Genomic DNA, 22608 nt, shown 5'->3' with positions numbered 1-22608 from the left:
TTGTAAGATACGTGTAACGCTCGATAATTGAATAAGCACACTCTTTTTAAAGGCATAAATGGCTATGCAAAATAATTCCTCCTATTACTTCCTTGTGATTGTTTGTATGGTGCTCATGCTGGTTAATGCATTAAAAAACGATAAGCAGCTTATTCATTATTTATTTGCGATATTTTGCGGCTCGCTGTGTATGGTGGGAGTGCAAAAGCTCAGTGCTCCTACGATTGGCGTCTATCACTATTTAATTGGATTATTTACGTGTGCAACGTGCAATGTTTCTTGGCTAGTATCACGAACATTATTTCGTAAAAGTAAGCCTATATCAGGTGTTCATATTGCAGTTGCAGTGTCTATTGCAGGGCTGATTATGTTCAACCAAACGTGGCATTACTTAGTCAGTATCGACGCTTTATCTTTCCCCGATAGCCAGCAAATGTGGCGTTTAAAGCAAGGCATGAATGAAATAACAGTTTTACTGTCATCCAGTATTCTTGTGCTGTCATTTTGGGAAGCATTGAGGGGCTATAAACAAAAAAATGAAAGCCAAAAATTACAGGCAATTATTTTTGCTAGTAGTTACGCTTTTGCCGTTTTTAATGCCAGCATTCTGCCTAAATTCCTGTTTAGTGAAGCCGATATCAAAGCATACGAGCCGTTTATCATTACTTCTTCTGCCTTATTAATTGTGTTAGCAATGCAGGTTGTCATGGTTTTACAAAGTAGAGATAAAACGCATTGCTGTAATCAAACTGAAAGCGAAACAAGCGATGAAGTGAATCGTGTTAAAGTTGATGAGCCATTTGAGCAAATGGATATATCACCAAAGCTCATTAAAGGGATAAACCAATTGATTAATGAGCAGCAATTATACCTACAAAGTAACTTAAAAATTTCAGATCTTGCGCAGGCCCTTTCAGTGCCAGAGTACAAAATAAGTCGCGTAATTCGACATTATTACAAAGTAGCTAACTTTAATTTATTTATTAATCAGTATCGGGTTAAGCATGCTCAGGCCTTATTACTAAAAGATGAAGCACGGCACTGGAGCATTTTGAGTATTGCATTGGAAAGTGGTTTTTCTTCTTTGGCTACGTTTAATCGTGTGTTCAAAAGTATCGTGGGCGTGATCCCAAACGAGTTTAGAAAACAAAATGATAAGGTGCAAAATTCAAGTTTACCTGAGCTTGCTGAGTAGATGAGTGAGTTTTTCACCTCTTTATTTTTGTTGATTTTTTGCAATTATTTAATGAGTACGTGTGTATTCATTTAAAAAATACCCCCCCAAGTGTTCACCTAAAGGGCACTCATACAAGGCACTCATACAGGGCTTTTTAGTGCATTTAACGACGCCTTTTTCAGTGCATTTAACTACGTCTATTGCAGTGTATTAACAGCTTTTCGACGATTTTTTTGTATGTTTAAGGCCAAAAAACTCCACGATTGATTACCTAATTTCAATTGTTACGTTCCCTTTTTCATGGTCAAACCTTGATGGTTTGAACGCGTTTAATTTACTGATTTATTGCAACTTGATAAGCAAACACACGAAACAGCGTTATACTTTTTAATACTAATTTCGTTTTTTACAATTTGGCATACTATTTTATGGTGATAGGCACAAAACTCAGAAAGCAATTATTACTGGCTTTTACAGCAGCCTGCATCGCTATTCTTAGTGCGCAAACGATTATTCGGCATTTTTGGATATTGCCTACCTTTGAAACGATGGCTAAACAAAATGATCGGATAGACATCCAGCGAGTTGAATCTCAGCTTCAACAGCAAATAGATGCGTTATCGAAAATGGTATTCGATAGTGCAGCATGGGATAGCATGTACGATGCAGCCAAAAACCGCCGTACAGCGTGGTTCAACAATGATTATGTAATAGCGGATGCACTTGAGCGTTTAGACGTTAATGGCTGGTATCTTTACGACACCAACGCGACGATCATTGGCGGAGGAAGCTTTGATAATAATTATCAACCTTACTCACCAGACATACTCGAAGTACCCCAACACCTTTTAGACAATGATTTAATTATTTTACCTGAAGAGATCATCGCAGATTCAAAAGCCATGACCTCTAAAATTCACTTTTTAAAAATTAATGAGTTACCAGCGGTGACGGTTGCTTATAACGTGACTAAATCAGACGGAACAGGTTCTCCTGTTGGTACGCTATTATTGTGGAGCTTTATTGATAAAGAATTTATTGAAAACCTCACCCCTGGCTTAGCTGACGATATTACGTATTACCAAGGTGAAAAAGCACAGGCTTTAAATGCGTACATCACGTCGTTTTTTGGCCATGAAAATACCGTTAATACGCCAATAGAGCATGACAAAAAGCTCTATATAGGAGTGCAAGATAAACACGCTAACTTGCTATTTGTTTTGTCTATTCCAATGCGTGAACGCACCTATGATAGAAGTTTATTTGACAGTTCTTTGATCACGGGGCTGCTTATATCGGGCTCGGTATTTATGTTGTTTTATTTATATATTAATCAGCAGTTACTGCGGCCATTGTCAGAAATGTTTGTGTCGGTGAGCAGTGCGCTTAATCATAAAGATTTCACTGTGCGCGCAGAATATAAAGGCGACAATGAGCTTCATCAGTTAGGTCGGGGGATGAATGAGCTATTTATGCTAATTGAAACTCAGCGAGCAGAAATTATAGAGCGACACGAAAAGTTAAGGCATATAAGCAACACTGATGCGATGACAAGCTTGGCAAATCGTCGTGCGCTGGATACTCACTTAGAAACGCTTGCGAATGACCCTGAGAATATAAACGAAAACGTGTCGTTGATCGTTGCTGATATCGATCACTTTAAACTTTATAATGATTATTACGGCCATGACCAAGGTGATAAAGCGCTTTGTAAAGTGGCTCAAGTTCTAAAAGCATTTACAAAACGAGGAACTGACTTTGTTGCACGTTATGGCGGCGAAGAGTTTGTTATTGTGCTTAGTAACACTGATGCACAAGCAGCACTCGCTGTCGCTGAAACACTTCGTAAAGCAATAGAGTCTGCTGCCATTGTGCATGAGGGGCGAAAGGACGTTAAATGTGTAACATTATCGATTGGCATTGCTAGTAAACCTGTATCACAGCAGTTTGACTCAAATACACTGTTTAAGCAGGCTGATGAAGCGCTATACCAGGCAAAAGCCCAAGGCCGAAATTGTTGTGTGTTAAGTCGCTAATTTTATAATATTTATTGCTGTAATATAATTATAAAAACACCCAAGTTTGCGCTAATCAGCATTGGTACACTCATTTATTCAGAAACTCTCAGGTGACTGCTCATCACAATTTTTGGGATACAGCAGCAGGGCGAAACCCTAAAATAGATGGCTATAATTCACGCGTTCATATGTTTAATAATTACTGGAAAAACATTACTTATTTTGCAATAAGTGCGAGTGATGGCGCCGAAGTACTTGTTGAGAACAATTATTTTGAAAACTCAGCAAAGCCTCATTGGAATCAAGGTTCTGGATATTTTAGTGCCTCAGGAAACATTTACACAGGACGTTCAGCAACAGATCAATATCGTGATAGTGGTGCAACGGTCTTTAGTGATGTGCAGCTTTACCCATATCGATTAGACAGTGCAAATACTTTGGGTAGCCAAGTAGATGGAGGAACGGGCCCTCAATAGATTAAGAGCCCGTTTTATTGCTCAGCGAATGTTTTTAACATGCGTTGAGCAAGTTTATTACAGTGCGACTAAGCTCTGTTCAAGCATGGCTTTTATTTGTGCAACGATTTTGGCTTCTGTTTCGGGCTCAAATTGTGCAATACGTGGCGTATGAATATGACCCGTTGGAATGTCTGAATTAAGCTCATCGCGTAGGCGAATACTCCGGTACGAAATTTCGTTTGATAGGTAGCCACCACCGCCACCTTTAACCGCAATTGCACCTTCAAGCTCTTTCAGTGATTGTGGTTCAAATGCTTTTTCAAGAGTGACCACTTTATGATTGTCGTTGATTGTGAATGGGCCTTTCGCTTTTTGCATATGCTCTACAGGTAGGCTGAAAGTCACAAATTCATTACCCGGCAATGGGCGGTCGTGAAGGCGTGATATTTTTGGTGCAGTTGCAGTACCGCCATACACTATATTCGCATTGTCTGGCGCAGTGACGCTACGGCGTTTACCCGGAAAGCGTTCAAGATCAAAATCTTTACTGCCCATGCTGATCGTAGCAATCATATCAACATTATTCAGCGCATAATACGGCGCAAGTAATGATTCAATAATACCTTGATCAAAGTCTTCATAGCGTACCGGCACCATTACCGTGTTTATTTCGGCACTAATACCTTGATAGCTAATTACTTGACCATCTAACAAAAGCGCTGCCACACCCGATGGGTTACTTTGGTTAATGTTTTTATCAAGTAAAAAGGGATCAAAGCCGGTAATTAAGATCTTTTTGTCGGTTTTTTTGCTGTAATCAAGATCGGTGCGACCACGGCTGCCATTTTCAAGCATGATTAATAATGCGGTTTGTTCGCTGTCTGTGATGGCAAACTGTGGTTTGCTGGTACGCATCACTTTGCTTGAAAGGAGGCGTGCCCAATATAGTTCGCGGTCATCAAAGCTATTTGTTTTGCTGATACGTGCTTTTGCATTGCGCCAAAGTTGTTTTGAATAATCATCGATAAGATCACTTGCTTGCTGGTAGCTCGACACCGCCTGCCAGTCTTTTTCAAATTGCGCGACCTCTTTTGAAAAAGCAGCTAACACTGTTGGCATGGCTTTTGTCGCTTTTTCGATACGAACCTCTTCAACAGTTAGCTCTGCTGCAAACGCAGTAAATGATGAGGCAATAAGGCTGGTAGCAAGTAAAACGTTTTTCATAGTTATCCTGTTAAGTTACAGCAAGTTTTTAGACTAAGTTAACTATCCTATGGATAAAAGCCCAGCGCAAATAAAATCGTTCAGTGTCGCTATTGCCTACATTCAGACAAAAAAGCGTGTGTGCCACTATCTTAGGATCAGTTTTGTTTGTTTACTCTGTGAGTCTGAAAGCAGCCTTCGGTACTTAGCAGGTGTAATGTGCATAATTGCTTTGAACTCTTTAATAAAATGCGGCTGATCGGTAAAGCCATACGCTTGCGCTATATCGGCAAAACTCATAGAAGGCTGATCTTTTATGGCTTGTTTGGCCATTTTTACGCGATAAATGCGTTCAAAATACTTAGGTGTTACTCCGCACTGGTTTTTAACTTGTCGTTCAAGTTGTCTTTGACTGAGTGGTGCTCGCTGATAGGCGGTTTCGAGTGGGGTTAAATTAATTAGGTTACGAATTAAGTGCTTAGAGTGCTCAGTTCCGCGATTAATCACTTTGGGTAGGGTTAAGTACTCGCTTAAAAGAGCCACAAAAGCACTAAGGCTTGCGTCTTTTTTAAGGCCTGTTGCTATTGTATTGAGTGACTCAACGTTAACTAAAGAATGTGTTGTGGCGTGCAGCTGCGGCAGTACTGTGGGATTAAAACGTATGCCGCAAAATCGTGCCTCTTTTGAAAAACTCAATTTTGATGCATGTGTCGATGTTTGCTGAAAAGCATAGGGTGGGGCGACTGGCTGATCATCAAGAAAAAGCTCACCAGCCACAGGAAAAATAACCCCAGTTGCCCCATCGCACGCGAGCCATTGTTCACCCTCTGAATGCGCCGAAGCACACCAGATAGCTTGAATAATTTCGGCTATGTCACCTTGTGGCGTCATTAGCTCAAGTGTTAAATGATTATTCATTAAACTCGACATCAGGTTTAAATGTTTTCACTATACGATTCCAGCTATTAATTGCATTAATGGCAACCGTTAATGCAACAAGCCCTTGCGCTGAAAATGCGTCAGTCAGTGTTTGATAGAAAGTATCATCAATTGGTTGTGCTTGTGTCAATTTTTCGCACAGTTTTAACGCAAGGCGCTCATGCTCAGTATAAAGCGGCATGTCTTGCCAAGCACTTAAACCAATAATGCGATTAGGTAATTCGCCATACTCGCGTGCTTGTTTAGTATGCATTGCAATACAAAAAGCACATTGATTAAGCTGCGATACCCTCAGTTTTATTAGCTCCCATATTGTTAAGCCGAAAGTCGCTTCGGCAGCATTTTTAATTAATGATTCTTGGTTAATAAGGTGCTTTATAAGCACGGGGCATGAAGAAAGATAATTAGCACGTTTCATAACGGTTCCTTAAATAACAATTTAGGGCCAGTTTAGAAAACGCATAGATTTAAATATTGCAAAAAAACGACATGTTTGAATGTTATTTGTCTACAGTCATTCGCACCCGATTTTTAATCCTGTTATGCTAGCTTTATTAGCAATCACTGAGTGTTTAAGATGATTAATGATAATGATGTAATCGAAACATTAGATGAATTAGAGACATTTTTACGTCTTGTCGAAAATGGTGGCTTAGGCCTTGAAAATGTAGCAGGGGTCGCCTTGGCTACAAATAACAGTGATGGTCGCCCATTTGTCGCTGTTCTTGATGATAATCATCAACTATTACTGGGTCGGTATGTTAGTCATGACGTATACGAGAATGGTAAAGATATGGTGCGATATGGCGTGAAAAAACCGCATTAAAAACGGGTTTTGTACCTATAATGTTGTGCTTTTATGCCTGTAGTATAATAATATGTTCTTATCGAGCGCTAAATTAATTAAAAAAAGGGAAGTATATGAAGTTTTTAAGTGTTGCTCTTTTAGCCGTGTTAATGACCGGTTGTGCGAGTTCAAGTGATGAACAAGCAAGTAATGATGGTTTAATTTGTAAAATGGAAAAGCCAACGGGTAGCAATATACCTAAGCGTGTTTGTCGTACTCCAGAACAAATTGCAGCAATGGAAAAAGAAGGCCGAGATGGCATTCGTGATATTCAACGAAATAGCACAAATACAGTGAGACTATAATCGCTGAATAGATTGTTTCTGAATCGAATTTATAAGGGCCACGTGTAAATACGTGGCCCTTTTTTGTTATAGTGCGGTGCGTATACCGAGGGCAATACTGCGACCTGGCTGCGGGGCTAAATATCGTAAATAGCTTTGATGTGGGCGTATTTCTTGGTTTGTTAGGTTGTCTATAGTTATAAACAGCTCATTATCAAATCCCAAAAGTGAATTTGCGTAACGCATGTTCATGCCCATACTGTAGTAGCTTGGTGATGCGTGTTCAAACTTTGCAAGCTGCTCTTGCGCTTTGCTGTGTTGGTAATCAATCGTGGTTTTTATATTTTCAAATTGCCAATGAATTGCTGCGCCATAGCTGTCGGCAGGCGTGCGAGGAATGCTATCTCCTTCGAGTCGACGGCGAAAATACTCTGCCTCTTGGGCTTCATCAGGGTTAAAAAAAGCCTCTGGTGTAAATGGGTCATAGCTTCCGTCAAATTGATATACCGGTGTGTTTTTTGTTTCGTCAGCATACGCAGTAAAGGTGAAATCGCCTAAATTTTGCGTGTTGAGTGTATAGTTGAGCTCAACTTCGAAGCCTTTATTTAAGGTATCTGCTTGACGCCATTCTTTAACATACACACCTCCTCTGTATACTCCTGTGCTGCTTAGGTAAATATAATTATCGTAGTTATTTTTGTACCAACTCGCAGTCAGGCTTAGGTTGTCGAAGTGAAAACCTGTGCCAATTTCGTGCGCTTTATTCACTTCTTTTTCGAGGCTTGAATTACCTTGCTCTTCAATTAACAGTGCATAATGTGGGTTACTTGCATACAGTTCATTGATACCGGGGGCGCGCTCGGCATGGGTCGTACTTGCATCGACATACCAAAACGAAGAAATATCCCAATTTGCAGACAATGAATGATTAAACAGCTCAAACTCATTATCTTTTATGGCTGCTCCTTGACCTCGTCCGGGCTGATAGTGGTCGTTAATAGTTGGCGTGTAATTGACTTTTTCGTAGCGTGCTCCAATTTGCAACGAAACAGGCCCAATTGCTGCATCTTGCAGTATGTATGCACCTTGGCGTTTAGCGTTAATGTCGGGTAGGTAATTGTTTTTGCCACTGCCTTGTTTTTCACTTCTATCGACAACGAGTCCGAATGTACCAGCGAATTGTTCTGTAAATTGATAATTTAACGTTGGACTAAGTTGCCAGTTTTTTAAAACGAATGTGTTCACGCTGCTCTCGTCGAGATTTTCGTCGTCTAGCTGTTTTGAGTACACCGCTTTTATATTGAACTCATTTAAGTATGGATTAGCTGAAAAATGTTTTTGGTAAAGTGCATCAATACGATATTGAGATGAGTAAATACGAATATTTCCCGACTGTTCAGTCTGTTGTGCATCGTGTGAATGCACTGCTGGACGGGCTATGTGAACAAACCCCGGTATTGCCCTATTTGCGGAGTTGTAATTCACAGACATACCAAATAACTGCTCATCGTCAAATCGCTGACTGCCACCAAAAGTTAAGTTTGTTTGGTAATAACTTGAATTGACTACTTTATTTTTAGAGTTAGCGAGTTGATGAGTAATTATTTGCTGCTCAATAGGGGTGACATCAACAAACTGAGTGCCATCATGCTCCCATGTTGGTCTTGCCAAAGAAACTTGGCATTGGCTTACCTGTTGGCTATTTAAAACCAACGAGTCCCAATTTGAGCAGTCTGCTGCTTTGCTAGTATGAGGAACTTTATAATCACTCTGCTCGCGATAAAGAAGGTTAACGTTATACGCAAAGTCGTGTTCTTGACCGCTTGCGGTGCCAAGCACAGAGGACGGGGCATTGTAGCCCGTTTGAATTTCAAGTTTGTCTTCTTTTTCAATACCTTGTTGTAAGGGAATACGGCCATCATTTATATCAACAATCCCAGCCATGGCTTCACCACTAAAAGGAATTGTTGCACGAGCGCCTTTAAGTACCGTGATCGATTCTGCAAAAAAAGGCTCAATAGGTATGAGTTGATCGTCGCTCACCGCTGACATATCACGAATAGGCATGCCATTACTGGTGATCAGTACTCGTTGGCCTCCTTGCCCACGAATTTGTGGCCGACTTGCCGAAGAGCCGAAAAAACTGGCACTAACACTGGGTATTTGTGAAAGCGTATCACCCAATGTTGTTGCTTTTTGTTGCTCTAAAAGATCACCAGACAATACAGACTTACCTACAGCAACCTGGTTTATGGGGGAATAGTCTTTTATGTCGCTTTTTATCTCTATGTGTTCGATTTCATTTGCGTGCATAGATGAAGAGATACCTAAGCATAAAAGGGAGATTTTAAATTTCATTACTTTCTCTTTGTTATGTTACATCATAACAATTGTATTCTGTATCTAAATACGGTTCAAACAATTACGTTCATTATTAACTTAATTTTTAAGTGGGCTTAAGTAGGGGCGGTTAGAGTGCTCCACTTACTAGGGAGCACTGCGACGCTGAAAAACCTTGCTAAGAAACTGTTGATGGATATTTTCTACGAGCTTTTTTCAAGGCACGATTGATTCGCCAATGCTTCTAAGTAAAGCACAGAGAATCAGATAAATGGTACAAAACACACCACGTCGCTATTAATTTAAGTCGACTTTTGCTTGCTTAAAATATCATCATTACTATAAATTAAAGTGCCGATTAGTTTTACTATAAGTTGTCTTAAAATAAGGATAATCATATGACAGATAATTACACACCACCTGAAGCAAGCCTTGAAATTCCCACAGAGAATAACTCAGGACAAGGTAAGGTGGGCGAGTTACCAGAAGGCGTAAAGGGGTTTAGTTGGGGAGCGTTCTTTTTAAGCTGGATTTGGGCAATTGGCAACAGTACGTGGATAGGCCTATTAGCTTTAGTTCCTTATATTGGTTTTATTGTGTCTATTTACTTGGGCTTTAAAGGCCGAGAGATGGCGTGGCAAAACAAACGATGGGACAGTGTTGAGCATTTCCAACGTGTGCAAAAACAATGGTCATTTTGGGGTGTACTGATTGTTGGTGGCTTATTTATACTGGGTATCGTGGCAGCTATTTTACTTCCTGCGATGCAATCAAGTAGCTATTAAGCTTTATACTGACAAGTTTTGTTAATGCCAGCTTTTACTGGCTCAATATACCATTAGGATATTCGCTTTTTATAAAATAACACAGTGAACGGCGTCGATAATATTGAAGACTTTGTCAGTGCAAATAAAAATGAAGTAGAACAAATGCAACAGCTCGGTGCATAGCAATACTGCCATTATAAAGTTTAAAGCCCCTTTGTTGGGGCTTTTTTTTAGCCTTAACAAATTGAGCATTGTTCATTATGACGAACAACTATAGTATTTCAGTAATTTGATTAATTAGGGCAGGGCGTATGTTACGATTTTTTTCTATTAACCAAGGTGTGATCACCGAAACTGAGCCAGCCCCCGATACACCTTTAGCAACCGCTATTAAAAATGCGCATTGGATAGACACCATTAATCCAAGTGAAGAAGAGCGCCAAGCACTTGCAAGCACATTAAATATTACGCTTCCTGCGGCGGATGATGTAGACGAAATTGAAGCATCATCGCGGTGTTTTATCGACCACGAAGGCTTGCATGTGCATGCATTGTTTATGTCGCCTAACGAAGGGCGTTTTAATACGGTGACGGTCGCATGTTTACTGCAAGATAACTGCTTACTAACGATTCGCGATGATGAATTAGCCGATTTTCGTTTATTGCGTTTACGTGCTCGCAAAGGGCAAGTTGCGTGCGATAACCCAAAGCAATTACTCGTGACTTTATTCGATCAAAAGGTCGAAAACCATGCAGATATGCTTGAAGATATGCATCATCAACTCGAAAAACTCAGTGCGTATGTGCTCGAAGAGGATGACTCAGATCTTGAGGAAGCAGTGAGCCGAATTTCTCGCCTTGAGGACAACAACGGTAAAGTACGTTTATGTTTAATGGATACGCGTCGCAACATTTCTTTTTTACTGCGTAATTTGGGAGCGCCCAGCGAAGACCGCGAGTCTCTGCGCGAAATTGTCCTCGATATCGATACCTTGATGTCTCACTGCACCTTTTTGTTTGATAAGGTGAACTTTTTAATGGATTCGACTCAGGGCTTTATTAATATCGAGCAAAACCAAATAATTAAGACTTTCTCAATCGCCTCAGTGGTGTTTTTACCTCCCACCGTGGTTGCCAGTATTTATGGTATGAACTTTAACTCTATGCCTGAGCTTAACTGGGCATGGGGATACCCGTTCGCGATTGGCGTGATGTTGTTGTCGGGTTTTGCCCCTTATTTATTTTTTAAACACAAAGGCTGGTTATAACGTTGTTTTAAAAAATAAAAAAGCCCAGCAGATGCTGGGCAAGGGGTCTTCGGATAGAAGGGAGGGTTTAACTTTTCAGTTCGCCCGTTGACGATTCGATGTGCGCACGAACAAACCACTGAAATTGCTCTAAGTCTGCTAATTGACCTGTGATCATATCTTCAGAAACTGGGTCAAGCTCGGCTAACTTTTCAATGGCTTGGCGGTGATCTTTATTCACCCCGTTATACACTTTATCAAGGGCTGACAAGTGGTCGGTTACGAGCCCTTTGCCAATTGAATAATCTTTCCAATTACGACGGTCGACAATCGATTGCGGTGTGCCTACGGGCACGCCACCCATAGTTGCAATACGCTCTGCGATAGTGTCGGTCATTTCTTGTACGGCACTTACTTGTGGATCAAGCATTTCGTGCACACCAATAAAGTTAGGGCCGACTACATTCCAATGAATGTGTTTTAAAGTGAGGTGTAAATCGATTAAAGCGACCATACGTTGGTCTAAAATAGCAATCGTGTCAGCGGCTGATTGGTTATTAACACCGGGTGCTGTGAATTCTGCGACTTTCGATGATGTGTTACTCATTACTCCTCCGAGTTTCTTTAAAAAGTTGTTCCATGATGCTTTCTGTAATGACCAGAAAGCGAAGTTATTTAAAGAGGAGCAAGCGTTGTACCAAAATTAATGATGTTTATAAGTTGTTGTTTTTATTTGTTTGTTTTTTATTTTGATGTGTGCCGTGAGGTATGTGGGTTTAGCTTATTATGAAAACTCTGCACACTGAATGTAAAAAATTCAGTGTGCAGTGGAAGAAATAATTACTCGTTTATATATCAAGATAACAATGCAGCTGCTAAACGAACAAAGTCAGACGAGGTTAAAATACCTACTAGGTTATTGTCTTCGTCGACAACGGGCATACAACCATGACGATTCTCGACAAAGAATTTAGCCACCTCATGCAGTGGCTGCTTTGCAGAAATACTGGTGAAATCGGTTGCCATGATATCGGCTACTTTGGTTTGCTTTTCTTTTCGCTCGAGTGCGCTGGCGCTAAAGTTGGCCATAATGTTCATTACTTGGGCAATCATTATTTTCTGCGTGAGCATGCCTACTAAGCCACCGTGCTCGTTAATAACGGGAATGTGGCGGATGTTTTTTTCTTTCATTAAATTGTGGGCATCATGCAAGGTGTTGTGCGCACTAATCGCAAATGGGTCTGGAGTCATTAAGTCGGCGACGAGGTGTGTCATGGTTTATTCCCTACAAAGTAATTAATAAGGTATAAGTTTAGCTTTAATTGGGCTGAATACACTTTGTTCAGATCAAAGTTTTATTGATTGATGAAATTTTTTAGATCAGCAGTGACAGCCTGCCATTGTTACTTTCATTGCTTTTTAAATATAACTAAAAGTACTTTTTAACACGGCTGTATATTTGCTACTTTCTTTGAGCTTAAAAGGAGAAAGTTATGGCAATAAATAAATTATGGCGGCATCTCACTGAGCCTTGGCAGCGCGCAGCAGGTGCGTGGTTTGCTTTTTTTCTGTTATTCAATGCCTATTGCTTTTTTTGGCGTCACTATATTGGTGGCGGTCATTACCAATTTTTTGATTCACAATTATTTTGGTTAAAAGAGTGGGGAAGCTTATGCGTGCTTAGCATAGGAGTTGTTGCATTTTTTAATTTAAAAGCGCGCGTTAAAAGTAGAATTTACTTTTATCCTACGATGTTATTGATGAGCATCTCATTGATCATTAGCTTACGTATTTTAATAGATTTTGATTTTTATGGTTATGCGCTCGCAGCCTCGGTTACTCAGCTTTTTCCAAAATACTTCATTGCGAGCACTCTAGTATTAATACTGTGGCATGTTTTCACGGTACAAGCAGAGTCAACACCTGCGACGGTCCTACCTGAACACTCTGAGCATCTTGAAAAGACTGACTATATTGAAGTGAACCATAAAGGAGTCGCTAAAAAGCTGCCGTTAGCGTCAGTGGTTTTTATAAAGTCAGCAGGTAATTACTTAAAGATACAGACCGTTGAGAATCGTTACTTAAAGCGAGATACCATTAAACATCTATATTCTGAACTACCGTCTGACACATTTTGCCAAGTACACCGTAGTTATATTGTTAATGTTGCCCAGATTGCTGATTTTAATCTAGCGCTCAATAAGCGCAAATTGACGATGGCTGCAGGTTTTAGTGTGCCAGTGAGTAAGTCGTTTAAAGCCCGTGTATCTGATTTGCTCAGTGTCGAAGATTCATTCATCACAAAATAGGTGATTTCGTCACAGTTCTATATAAATCATAAGGTTAATCATTATTCTTGAACACATGAAAATCATTGTTTAAGGATTAATTAAATGAAAAACACCAAGCAAACTACGCATAAGTTCTTGCACTGGTTGAGTGCGCTATTGGTTTTGACTGTGATTGTAATGGGTTACTACATGACCTGGGTTACCGATTACAGCTTATACCACTGGCATAAGTCGATAGCGGTTATGATTGCGATGCTATGGGTAGTCAGAATTATCTATCGAATACGAAATCCGTTTCAATCAGCTGTGCAAAATCGCCTTACCAAATGGTTGCATGTTTATCATTGGGGGCTGTTAACTTTATTAGCTATCATGCTTGTTTCTGGCGCATTTTATAGTGGGTTTGGCGGCTTTGGTATTGGCTTGTTTTCGTGGCAACTCATTGCTAGTAACTACAATGAGGCAGGCGAGGCGGTTGCCTCTATTGCTTGGTTAAGTGAGGCAGGATGGCAAGTTCACATTTTGTGTGGTTATTTATTATCAGCCGCGCTGTCGTTACATATCTTAGCGGCACTTAAGCATCACTTTATTGATAAAGATATGACTTTAAAAGCCATGCTTTAAAGGTTTATTTCAACCCGGTTTCTGCCCTTATTTTTAGCCGAGTAGAGCGCTTTATCTGCTCGGTTAATTAGGTTATCGAATGTGTCATCTTGTTGCCAACGGGTTAGTCCAAAACTGGCAGTGAGTGTGATGTTATTTTCATGAAAAACAATTTCGCTGGTTTCAACAATAGTCCGAAGCGTCTCTAGCTTTTGTTGGGCTGCATTTTCGCTGGGCTCAAAACTCAAAATGAGGAATTCCTCTCCGCCCAAACGACAACATAAGTCTTGTTTGGCTAAATGGTGATTTAACAGCTCAGAGAATACTTCAAGTACGAGATCTCCCCCTTCATGGCCATAACTATCATTGATACGTTTAAAGTAGTCTATATCTACCACGCTGGCATACAGTTTTGAGTTGTGTTTTGAGGTTAATAAACGCTGTTGTTCAAGTATAAACTGTAACCCTCGGCGGTTGTATAAATTGGTGAGGGGATCTTTTAAAGAAAGGTCTAAGTAACGTTTTTTCTCGTCGATAAGTAACGTTGTTATGAGGCCTAGTCCTATCATCACAAACACAGTGGCATGCCCAACAACCGTTAGCGAATAAAGCACCGCAACAGTTAGGTTTCCAGAGACTACAATGGCTAATTGGCTTATTGCGATGATCAATAAAATACACAGGGCAATGGCGAGTACCCCATTGCCTATATTACTTTTTAGTATGGCGCGTTTGAAACTGACATAAATAAGAACGGGCAGAGTTATAAATGTATAACTTAGCTGCGCGATAGCTAATTGGTTTATGGTTTTCATAAAAAATATAAACACGGCGCATACGAGACTAAAGGCTATTACTTGCAGGTTGAAGCGAGACTTTTCGTCGTAATTAAAAATAGCTAACTGAAGCAACATAATAGAGAGCACGTACATGGCGACACCTGAGCGAAAGTCAGGTGTGAGCTCAAAAATATTCTGTATCCATAACCACGAAAAGCCCGCCATTCCTAAATAGAAATACAGGTTAAATAGTGAGATTGATCGACTGTTAAACCCACTGGTCATTAATTTTGTGGCAATAACCGAGCAGGTAATAACGGTGATCATTAAGAAAATATAGAACCCGTGATAAAAATAGTTCTCGATGCTACCAGTCATGAGTCACACTGAAATGCGCTGTATTAGTAAAGAGTAGCACAGAAAGTTTCCCCGCGAGAAAGAGATATATCCCTGATTATTCAGGGTGATGAATATGTGAATAAGCATCTATTGCATCAATACTGGGTTTGATCCCCTTTCCCAAAACAATGATTAACTGTGTTGTAATTTCACGCTTTGCAATGTGGGGTGGCGACTCACTAGGGTAAGGTGAAGCTTGCCTTGAACAGGTAAGTAAACCACAGCGTGTTGTATAAGTTGCAGTTTGTCTGTGCGAGTTAAGCGCTGTATTGTTGTGCGATATGTGTGTATCTTGCGTGGTGACAACGAACCAGTCGTAACCTTGTTTTAGAGTTAGTTTGGCGGCGTGATGCAAACTAGCATCAAGCACGCCTTGCTTTGATAGCCTATTACTTTTATAGCGAAGCACATATTGGTTTTCTGCGAGCGGCTTAATTGTCAGTCCAACATGATTATCAATGTCATTATGTTGATTTGTGCTGCTGCAGCCACTGAGAATAAGGGTTATTAATAGTGTGATTAAAAACTTCATGGTTATTTTACCTATTGCCACTTATTCTCGCGTGCTTGCTGTTCTAGAGTGCGGTCGAGCGGCTGCCCCTTAATTGTATTATCGATAAAGGTGTCGAGCGCTGACGTGTTACTCGCGAGGCTATATGTTTGTCGATCATAGGGCTTTTGCTCAGTAGAGACTTTAAGTTGCCAAGTACCGTGTTCTTTACAGGCAATATGAGACTGCTGTGTTTGTTGTTGGTAAAGGGTGTACTGTCGACAAAAGTCCCCCGTCGAATTAATAAAACTTAATTGTGCTGTAAGTGAGCGTGCACTATCTATATTTGTTTTGTCACCGCTTAGTTGCTGCTCTAATGCATTTGCTATGGGCTGTTCAATATTTAATTGCTTTTGTTGCGTTAAACTGGCAACGCCCACAGTAAATAGCACAGCAATACCTGCTGCGACAGCGAGTTGCTTACGGCTGGCTTGTTTTATTTTTTGCCACTTCGACAGTGAAACAACCGTGTCGTTTGTTTGCTTGCCAAGGGTTTTTTCTAGCGATTTAGACAGTGGCATTGCATCAATTTGCTCAGCATGTTGTTTCACTAGTAAATCAACTTCGCTTAATTCGGCAAGGCGTATGGCAAGGTCTTCATTTTGCGCTATGGCGCTGCGAACTCTCTCCATTTCTTGCGCTGATAATTCATTGTCTAAAAAGGCACTGAGAGTTTGGTCGTCAATCATTAGGCGTTTTCCTTAGTGAAGTCAGGCTTTATTAATTGATACAAGGCACTTCGAGCTCGCGATAACTTACTCATAACGGTTCCAACAGGAATATCTAGCGTGTGTGCAACGTCTTTATAAGCCATGCCTTGTACTGCAACTAACGAGATGATTGCACGCTGCTCATCGGGCAGAGTAGTTAAAGCGTGGTTGACGCGTTTAAGAGTTTGCGAGGTCGCCAGGTGTTGCTGCCCATCATCGCATGTGGGTTCTTGTAAATCGGTATTTTGAACCGCTTTTAACCTTACTTTTTGCGAGCGATATTCATCAATCCATACATTACGGCATACTTTAAACGCCCACTTTAGTGGCTCAATATCGTCAGGAATTCCTTTTACCAACAGCTTTTCGATGGTAATTTGCACAACGTCATCTGCATCAGCTTGGTTGCCAGTTAGCGAAAATGCAAAACGCCTAAGTGCAGGTAATAAACTGGTTAGTGTATTAGTCATGTTTTCCCTTATTTGTTAGGGCGTGCGGCCTTATAAATTAAGTGACTCATGAATGATTCAGCCTACACGCACTACTATAACGAGTAGAAACTGTTTTTATTCCCTAAATATGCAATTTATTTTTATTTCAAACGTTATACCTTTAACCTTAGTCAAAAGAGAAGTGACTGTAACATGAAAATAAAAGATGTTGCCCTTGGCACGTTATTGCTCATGTCGAGTAATTTATATGCCACGGTTATAAAACCGATCAGCCCTATTATAGAGCAGATAGACCCAGCTATTGAACGTATTGAAGATAGGCTCGATATTCCACGTCGCGCATTGCCTAGCATTGATTCTATTCAACAACTTGCGACTGATATAAGCGCATTACCCAGCCGGTTGGCCATTTTGAATACGGTAGGAAAACCAGCATTCATAGAAATCGAAACAGAGCAGGGTTTTAGAGCCGTTGAACGGCAATGGATTTTGTTAGCCAATGAGCAGCATAGAGCGAAGCTAGAGCACATTGGTGCACAGATAGTCAGTCGTCAATCATACGATGCTTTGGGAATGGTTTTATTACGATTTGTGGTGCCTGAACAGTTTGATTCAAAAGCTCAATTACAACGTCTTTTGTCGATAGATGATGCGGCCTTATTAGGACGTAATCACATTTATCAAGCGCAGCAAGGTCCTTTGCAAGGCGTTAACACACATAAAAACCGGCCCGTTTGCGACTTGCCTGTGCGGGTAGGCATGATCGACAGCGCACTTAACTTGGCGCACCCTGGTTTTGTGGGGAGCACCATTGAGACTCGGTCATTTCTACCCAATTCCGTGGCATCACCTGACTTACATGGCACTGCGGTCGCCGGTGTTATGATTGGTAAAACGGCCAAGTTATCGCCATTATTAAACCAAGCAACGTTATACAGCGCGGCGGTTTTTTATCGTCAATCAGACTTGTCACAGGGTGCCACATTGGCTGCTATTGTTGATGCCTTAAATTGGCTGGTGGCTGCGCAAGTTCCAGTGATTAACCTGAGTTTTACTGGGCCAGATAATGCTATTTTAGCGGCAGCAATTAAGGCGACAATTGCGCAGCAAGTGACTCTTGTTGCAGCAGCCGGTAATGATGGCCCCGCTGCATTGCCGCTTTATCCCGCGGCGTATGAAAATGTTATTGCAGTGAGTGCGGTTGATAAAAATGGGCAAATATACCGTTGGTCAAATAAAGGTGACTACATTGATTTTGCAGCCTTAGGTGTCAACGTATTAACACTAAACTCGGGCGGTGGTGTAGGGGTTGAATCAGGAACTTCAATGGCGGCGCCGCAGGTGACTGCGGCTGCGGCATGTTTGGCGGCGAATCCCGATTACACACCCCATTCTATCTATAATAAGTTAGTTGAGCGTGCAGTCGATAAAGGAAAACCCGGAAAAGATAGCGTGTTTGGGCATGGCTCAATCACTTATTAAGGCTTAAAATTCAGCACGCAAAGAAATGGACGCAATGCTTTGTGTGTATGTATTTGCCTCTAACTGAGATTGATAATCCCCATACTCAGCCTCGGTAATTAAACTTAACGAATCAAGCAGCGATAGTTGCCAATGCGCGGTTAAAATATGGCGGCTTTCATCACGTGATGGGGTTGGCTCAGTGAGCATATCGTTTGGATTCTCTTGATAGTCTTTATCTTGATATCGCCAACCAATGCTCGCTTTATTTGTGTTGCCGAAAGCGGTGAACGTGTGTGAAACGCGCGTGTTTAAAGTCCAGCCAGAAAAGTCATATTGTTGCTCAGTTGCCTCTTCTTTGTCGAGACTCGCACCCAGTAGCAACATGGTATTACCTTGATTTATAAAATAAAAAAGACTGGTGTCAAGGCCAAGGCTTTGTGCATCACGTGCAGGTTGAGTGGTAAATTGTTTTTCACCCGCTTTCAATGCTGCTCTTAAATATGTGGTGTTATTGACAAAGTGGCCTATGTAAAGACTTCCTTGGTCGAGCGTTAAAAATGTTTTGTTAGCCACTTGGGCTGTTGCACCATCATAACGAAAGCCAATGTCAGTGTGTGTTAGCTTATAATTTGTGTCTAACCCGTATTGATGGAGCGATAAGTCGTATTGATCCAAGGTATGGTAATTGGTGTTTTCATAACGATAACTGGGTGTGAACTTGAGTGCATCGGTTGCTTTAAATTCTGCACTTAGACCCGCAGACAGCAAGGTGCCAGTGTCACTTTGCGATGAAATGACATCGAGCTCTTTTATTGCTAAATCTGAGTTGCTCGTTAAACCAATCTGAGCATGTGCATTAAACGTTGCATCGGCTGCGGTTGCATGAATGCTTAACGTCATTGCACTCATTACAGCAAGTGTTGTTAGTGTACGCATAGCGACCTCCTTAAAAGTGCGCCGGGTAATAACCCGGCACAACACGACTTTAAAGGCCTAAATTAAGGCTATTTTGGATACTGTTAACCACTTCTGTTGTTGTGGTCGCGGTGACTTGGTCAGCAACTTGTTGGCTGACACTATTACTCACTGTAGAAGTTACCGTTTGCTCAACACTACTTTGCACAGAGTCGATAGCGGCTTGTTGCACATTCCCTGACAGGCTTGATTGTAGGTTGTTGCTAATGGCAGATATTTGGTTCACATCAAGCAGTGGGAGCTCGGTTATGTTTGCTTGAGTTAATGCACTTGTTTGCTGATCTAGCTGGTTTTGCAAGGTCAGTGCAGTAGGGTTAATTGCATTACTTGTGGTCATTGCATTAACCATCGATACGCTGTTATCAATAGTTGCACCTGCTTGGTTTGATATCGCTGTTACACTCACTGAGTTTGCAGACTCATTAATGCTATTAAGTGAGCTTGCGGTAGTTGCAGTAGACGTTTGTTCAGCATTTTGAGCCGTGTTTGTTGTGTTTGTTTCAGTATTGGTTTGTGCACTGTTGCTCGTAGTCGTGTTTGTTTCTGTGGCTGAGTTTTGAGTTGTCGCTGAGCCTGAAACTTGGCTATTTTGCATCAATGATGTCGTGCTTGTTTGACTTGCATTAGCCGGTGCAAGAGATGTTTGCATATTACTTGAAGCTTGTTGGTCGGTTGATACCGATAATTGCACATCTGCAGCATAGCTCGCCGTTGTTAAACCTGCTGAAGTTACTACACACATTGCGATTAAAGTTTGTTTAAAGTGAGTCATTGTCTCGTCCTCTTTTTTACGAATTGACATAGAGGTAACGAACAGACGAGATATTTATTCCCAATTTTTTTTATAAGCTTGTTAAAAAGTGCTAATAGGTTAAAAAGCCGAGGTTAAATGCCCCGGCTTTTTATTCATTAATTACAAGATGTTACTAGTTTCCATGGGTCACCTAAGTCTGGTTGATGCCCTTGAGACCACCATTTGGCTTCATAGGTTTGACCATTGTATGTCGCTTGGTCGCCTCCTACATACACAGCTGTAGGATTCCACGCTGCAGGGCAACTGGTTCCCACTTCAAATGTGACTTCTACCGAATGGGCAGCCGATAGGTTATTAAATGTATATGAGCTTTGAGGATCAGCAATGAGCATACCATCCACTTTTACAGTGGCTACACGGTAGCCAGCATCAGCAATAAAGTTAAGAGTGAAATCTTGATTACCTTGAGCTGCAATAACATTACTTGCATCTGGCGTCGGTGAGATAACACCGCCGTTACCAACAACTTGAGCTGTTATGTCAAAATAGACAGGGATATCAATAGTTGCTTCACTGAAGTTACCTGAGATGAACTCAAAGTTAGCAGTCGATAGGGTGGAAACATCAACATTTTTCAAAATTAACCGTTTTTGGTCCCCCTGAGATGAAGACTCATTGAGTGTAATGACGGTGTCATTATTTTCTTGTGTAAGCACTAACATAGAGTAACTGTAATTAAATAGCGGCATACTTATTACCGTTTTATCAATATCAAAATTATTGATTGTTAACTCTACATTCCAGCCCCAGTTTTGGTTGCTTAAAGGTACAATGTAGCCTAAACGGTCAAAGCCACCTGTGACGTTATCGAACATTTCTGGCGTAAGATCTGACAATGTTAAGCCTACTAATTCAATAGAGCTGTAAATTCCTCCATCCTGTGCTTGAATGCCAATTACAAGCGATGTATCTGTTTCGTATGCTTTTAAATGTTTGAAACCAATACCTGCGGTACCACGCACTTTATCTAATAAAGGATTAAAGCCATTAACAGTTTGCGTGCCTGACCATGCTATTTCGTATATTTTTGACTCTGCAATTACATTTGAAGTATTTTGATTTACTTGGCTAGCAGAAGCATTTTTGATTACAACGCTTTGACCTGAGAATGTTAGCTCAACGCCTTGGGCTACATCAGCAATTGTTAAATTAGCCAGAGGACTCGCCACTTGCCAGTCTCTAAGCACAATTAAATCATCTCCGATAGTAAAGTCGTTTAATGTTGTGATTGAGCCTGCTTGTTCATGAAGTTCAATAATATCGCTGCCACCGCCCGTGATAACGCTGTCATTGCCCCACCCAGCAGAGAGTCTTTCATCGTACTGTGAGCCTTCTATTATGTCATTTGCAGGGGTATCAAATAGTGTATTGTAGCCACCAAACTTATGAACATATTTAGTGATACATGTGCCTAATTCATCACAGGTTATTTCATCGTTGGTAAGTAGTCTGGCCGTGCCCCATGCACCTCGTAGGTGAGCTGCGGCTAATAATCCAGACATAGTTGCTTGAACTTGGATTGCATTACCAGCATCGTCAGTATCGGGCCAGCTTTTAGCTAATGCTTGAGACCATGTCATGTTTGCATCCTGCAGTAACTGTGTCATCACGCCATAATTAAAACGCATCGCGTCACGCATTACTAATTCTTGATTGTCAGGAATTAGAAGGTCTTGAAATGAGTTTACTCCATTTTTGCCAACAAAATTACCTTCCCACTTGTTTACATCTGTCGCTAGAATCATGTTGCCGCCAGAGCCAACAATTTCTACTAGTGCTTCGGTTTCACAGCCAATCCAGGTTGAATCATCAACAAACACATAAAAGCTGTCGTATTCAACACCATCAATTTCGACAACTTTTGGGCTGTAGTATCCAGCGTCAATCAAGACCGCTTCACCTAGTTGGTAACCAACAAATCCCCATGCGTTCATTGAGTTATATTGCATGCTTTTGAACATTTGTGGGTCATTAGGCGTTTGTGGGTTGTAAATGTCGTCAACCCCAAGCTTAGTAAAGAACTCATTAATGGTAGTGGGTTCTGGGATCATACTGCCCGTTGAACAGTCTCTGATCATGCGACCCGGGGCAGATACTTTTGCGTATGTATAAACAGGGTTATTGAGGTTGTCAGTGTAAAAGGTTGCAAGGTTTGGGTTAATACCAGATTCAAAGTCTCTTAGGCTATCTAAAAAGCTTTGCACACCTGTGCCTGCTGACGCTGAGCTACTGAGAACAAGGCCTACTATTGCCGCTGTTTTTGTAATTTTCATTCGATTATTCCTGTTGCT

Annotated in this window: 23 protein-coding genes; 10 read left to right on the top strand and 13 right to left on the bottom strand. The window is 41.0% G+C overall.

Annotated features, from left to right (window positions below):
* Window positions 1–64: 64 nt before the first annotated feature.
* The 3 genes from D0907_RS11775 (at window position 65) to D0907_RS11765 (ending at window position 3671) form a co-directional block, all read left to right on the top strand.
* Window positions 65–1195 (top strand): helix-turn-helix domain-containing protein, encoded by a 1131-nt coding sequence (locus D0907_RS11775; protein WP_244223128.1) that lies wholly within the window; start codon window positions 65–67, stop codon window positions 1193–1195.
* 410 nt (window positions 1196–1605) lie between these two features.
* The gene (locus D0907_RS11770; RefSeq protein ID WP_118844513.1) at window positions 1606–3213 is read left to right on the top strand and encodes a sensor domain-containing diguanylate cyclase; all 1608 of its coding nucleotides are present in this window, start codon (window positions 1606–1608) and stop codon (window positions 3211–3213) included.
* A 92-nt stretch (window positions 3214–3305) separates the two neighbouring features.
* Window positions 3306–3671: a pectate lyase family protein gene (locus D0907_RS11765; protein ID WP_075593780.1), complete on the top strand. Its 366-nt coding sequence runs from the start codon at window positions 3306–3308 to the stop codon at window positions 3669–3671.
* A gap of 57 nt (window positions 3672–3728) precedes the next feature.
* Here the strand turns inward: D0907_RS11765 and D0907_RS11760 are convergent, their stop codons facing one another.
* The 3 genes from D0907_RS11760 to D0907_RS11750 form a co-directional block, all read right to left on the bottom strand.
* On the bottom strand, window positions 3729–4877 hold the full coding sequence (locus tag D0907_RS11760) for a hypothetical protein (RefSeq protein ID WP_075593779.1): 1149 nt from the start codon (window positions 4875–4877) through the stop codon (window positions 3729–3731).
* 126 nt (window positions 4878–5003) lie between these two features.
* Window positions 5004–5774, bottom strand: coding sequence for an AraC family transcriptional regulator (locus tag D0907_RS11755; protein ID WP_162898045.1), 771 nt, complete (start codon window positions 5772–5774; stop codon window positions 5004–5006).
* Complete coding sequence (locus D0907_RS11750) at window positions 5767–6213, bottom strand: carboxymuconolactone decarboxylase family protein (protein ID WP_036966718.1); 447 nt, start codon at window positions 6211–6213, stop codon at window positions 5767–5769. Before D0907_RS11750 ends, D0907_RS11755 begins: the two co-directional genes overlap by 8 nt.
* Window positions 6214–6372: 159 nt before the next feature.
* On the opposite strand from D0907_RS11750, the gene D0907_RS11745 reads away from it, so the two are divergent.
* Both D0907_RS11745 and D0907_RS11740 read left to right on the top strand, forming a co-directional pair.
* On the top strand, window positions 6373–6621 hold the full coding sequence (locus tag D0907_RS11745) for a hypothetical protein (RefSeq protein ID WP_036966721.1): 249 nt from the start codon (window positions 6373–6375) through the stop codon (window positions 6619–6621).
* A gap of 95 nt (window positions 6622–6716) precedes the next feature.
* Window positions 6717–6947: a hypothetical protein gene (locus tag D0907_RS11740; RefSeq protein ID WP_036966724.1), complete on the top strand. Its 231-nt coding sequence runs from the start codon at window positions 6717–6719 to the stop codon at window positions 6945–6947.
* Between the two features lie 66 nt (window positions 6948–7013).
* On the opposite strand, the gene D0907_RS11735 is transcribed toward D0907_RS11740, so the two are convergent.
* Window positions 7014–9284 (bottom strand): TonB-dependent receptor, encoded by a 2271-nt coding sequence (locus D0907_RS11735; RefSeq protein ID WP_118844511.1) that lies wholly within the window; start codon window positions 9282–9284, stop codon window positions 7014–7016.
* A 380-nt stretch (window positions 9285–9664) separates the two neighbouring features.
* Here D0907_RS11735 and D0907_RS11730 point away from each other — a divergent pair, with 380 nt between their 5' ends.
* Window positions 9665–10051 (top strand): hypothetical protein, encoded by a 387-nt coding sequence (locus D0907_RS11730; RefSeq protein WP_051501730.1) that lies wholly within the window; start codon window positions 9665–9667, stop codon window positions 10049–10051.
* 293 nt (window positions 10052–10344) lie between these two features.
* Window positions 10345–11301, top strand: a complete 957-nt coding sequence (corA, locus tag D0907_RS11725; RefSeq protein WP_065978620.1) for a magnesium/cobalt transporter CorA — start codon at window positions 10345–10347, stop codon at window positions 11299–11301.
* Between the two features lie 67 nt (window positions 11302–11368).
* Here corA and dps read toward each other — a convergent pair whose 3' ends face one another.
* Entirely contained in the window at window positions 11369–11887 is a 519-nt protein-coding gene (dps, locus tag D0907_RS11720) for a DNA starvation/stationary phase protection protein Dps (protein ID WP_036966733.1), read from the bottom strand.
* A 248-nt stretch (window positions 11888–12135) separates the two neighbouring features.
* Window positions 12136–12555 carry a CBS domain-containing protein gene (locus tag D0907_RS11715; protein WP_036966736.1) on the bottom strand — a complete coding sequence of 140 codons (420 nt, stop codon included), beginning with the start codon at window positions 12553–12555 and terminating at the stop codon, window positions 12136–12138.
* A gap of 218 nt (window positions 12556–12773) precedes the next feature.
* Here D0907_RS11715 and D0907_RS11710 point away from each other — a divergent pair, with 218 nt between their 5' ends.
* Both D0907_RS11710 and D0907_RS11705 read left to right on the top strand, forming a co-directional pair.
* Window positions 12774–13589 (top strand): LytR/AlgR family response regulator transcription factor, encoded by an 816-nt coding sequence (locus D0907_RS11710; RefSeq protein WP_118844510.1) that lies wholly within the window; start codon window positions 12774–12776, stop codon window positions 13587–13589.
* Window positions 13590–13673: 84 nt separating this feature from the next.
* Window positions 13674–14195 carry a cytochrome b gene (locus D0907_RS11705; protein ID WP_118844509.1) on the top strand — a complete coding sequence of 174 codons (522 nt, stop codon included), beginning with the start codon at window positions 13674–13676 and terminating at the stop codon, window positions 14193–14195.
* Here the strand turns inward: D0907_RS11705 and D0907_RS11700 are convergent.
* From D0907_RS11700 to D0907_RS11685, 4 genes are all read right to left on the bottom strand, one after another.
* Complete coding sequence (locus D0907_RS11700; RefSeq protein ID WP_051501731.1) at window positions 14192–15331, bottom strand: GGDEF domain-containing protein; 1140 nt, start codon at window positions 15329–15331, stop codon at window positions 14192–14194. The genes D0907_RS11705 and D0907_RS11700 overlap by 4 nt on opposite strands.
* Before the next feature lie 76 nt (window positions 15332–15407).
* Window positions 15408–15884 (bottom strand): CC0125/CC1285 family lipoprotein, encoded by a 477-nt coding sequence (locus D0907_RS11695; RefSeq protein ID WP_074989016.1) that lies wholly within the window; start codon window positions 15882–15884, stop codon window positions 15408–15410.
* Between the two features lie 11 nt (window positions 15885–15895).
* Window positions 15896–16591: an anti-sigma factor gene (locus D0907_RS11690; RefSeq protein WP_074989015.1), complete on the bottom strand. Its 696-nt coding sequence runs from the start codon at window positions 16589–16591 to the stop codon at window positions 15896–15898.
* Window positions 16591–17082, bottom strand: a complete 492-nt coding sequence (locus D0907_RS11685) for an RNA polymerase sigma factor (protein WP_065978614.1) — start codon at window positions 17080–17082, stop codon at window positions 16591–16593. Before D0907_RS11685 ends, D0907_RS11690 begins: the two co-directional genes overlap by 1 nt.
* Before the next feature lie 174 nt (window positions 17083–17256).
* Here D0907_RS11685 and D0907_RS11680 point away from each other — a divergent pair, with 174 nt between their 5' ends.
* Window positions 17257–18546, top strand: a complete 1290-nt coding sequence (locus tag D0907_RS11680; RefSeq protein WP_118844508.1) for a S8 family serine peptidase — start codon at window positions 17257–17259, stop codon at window positions 18544–18546.
* 3 nt (window positions 18547–18549) lie between these two features.
* Here D0907_RS11680 and D0907_RS11675 read toward each other — a convergent pair whose 3' ends face one another.
* The 3 genes from D0907_RS11675 to D0907_RS11665 all read right to left on the bottom strand — a co-directional run bounded on the left by D0907_RS11675 (window position 18550) and on the right by D0907_RS11665 (window position 22590).
* Window positions 18550–19464, bottom strand: a complete 915-nt coding sequence (locus tag D0907_RS11675; RefSeq protein ID WP_118844507.1) for a hypothetical protein — start codon at window positions 19462–19464, stop codon at window positions 18550–18552.
* A 49-nt stretch (window positions 19465–19513) separates the two neighbouring features.
* A complete protein-coding gene (locus D0907_RS11670) occupies window positions 19514–20275 on the bottom strand; it encodes a hypothetical protein (RefSeq protein WP_118844506.1) in 762 nt (253 codons plus the stop codon).
* Between the two features lie 137 nt (window positions 20276–20412).
* The gene (locus tag D0907_RS11665; protein ID WP_118844505.1) at window positions 20413–22590 is read right to left on the bottom strand and encodes a carbohydrate-binding protein; all 2178 of its coding nucleotides are present in this window, start codon (window positions 22588–22590) and stop codon (window positions 20413–20415) included.
* Window positions 22591–22608 lie beyond the last annotated feature (18 nt).

The sequence above is a fragment of the Pseudoalteromonas lipolytica genome (genome assembly GCF_003515105.1).
In the GTDB taxonomy this organism is placed as follows: domain Bacteria; phylum Pseudomonadota; class Gammaproteobacteria; order Enterobacterales; family Alteromonadaceae; genus Pseudoalteromonas; species Pseudoalteromonas lipolytica.
This window is presented reverse-complemented; position numbering and strand designations above follow the sequence as displayed.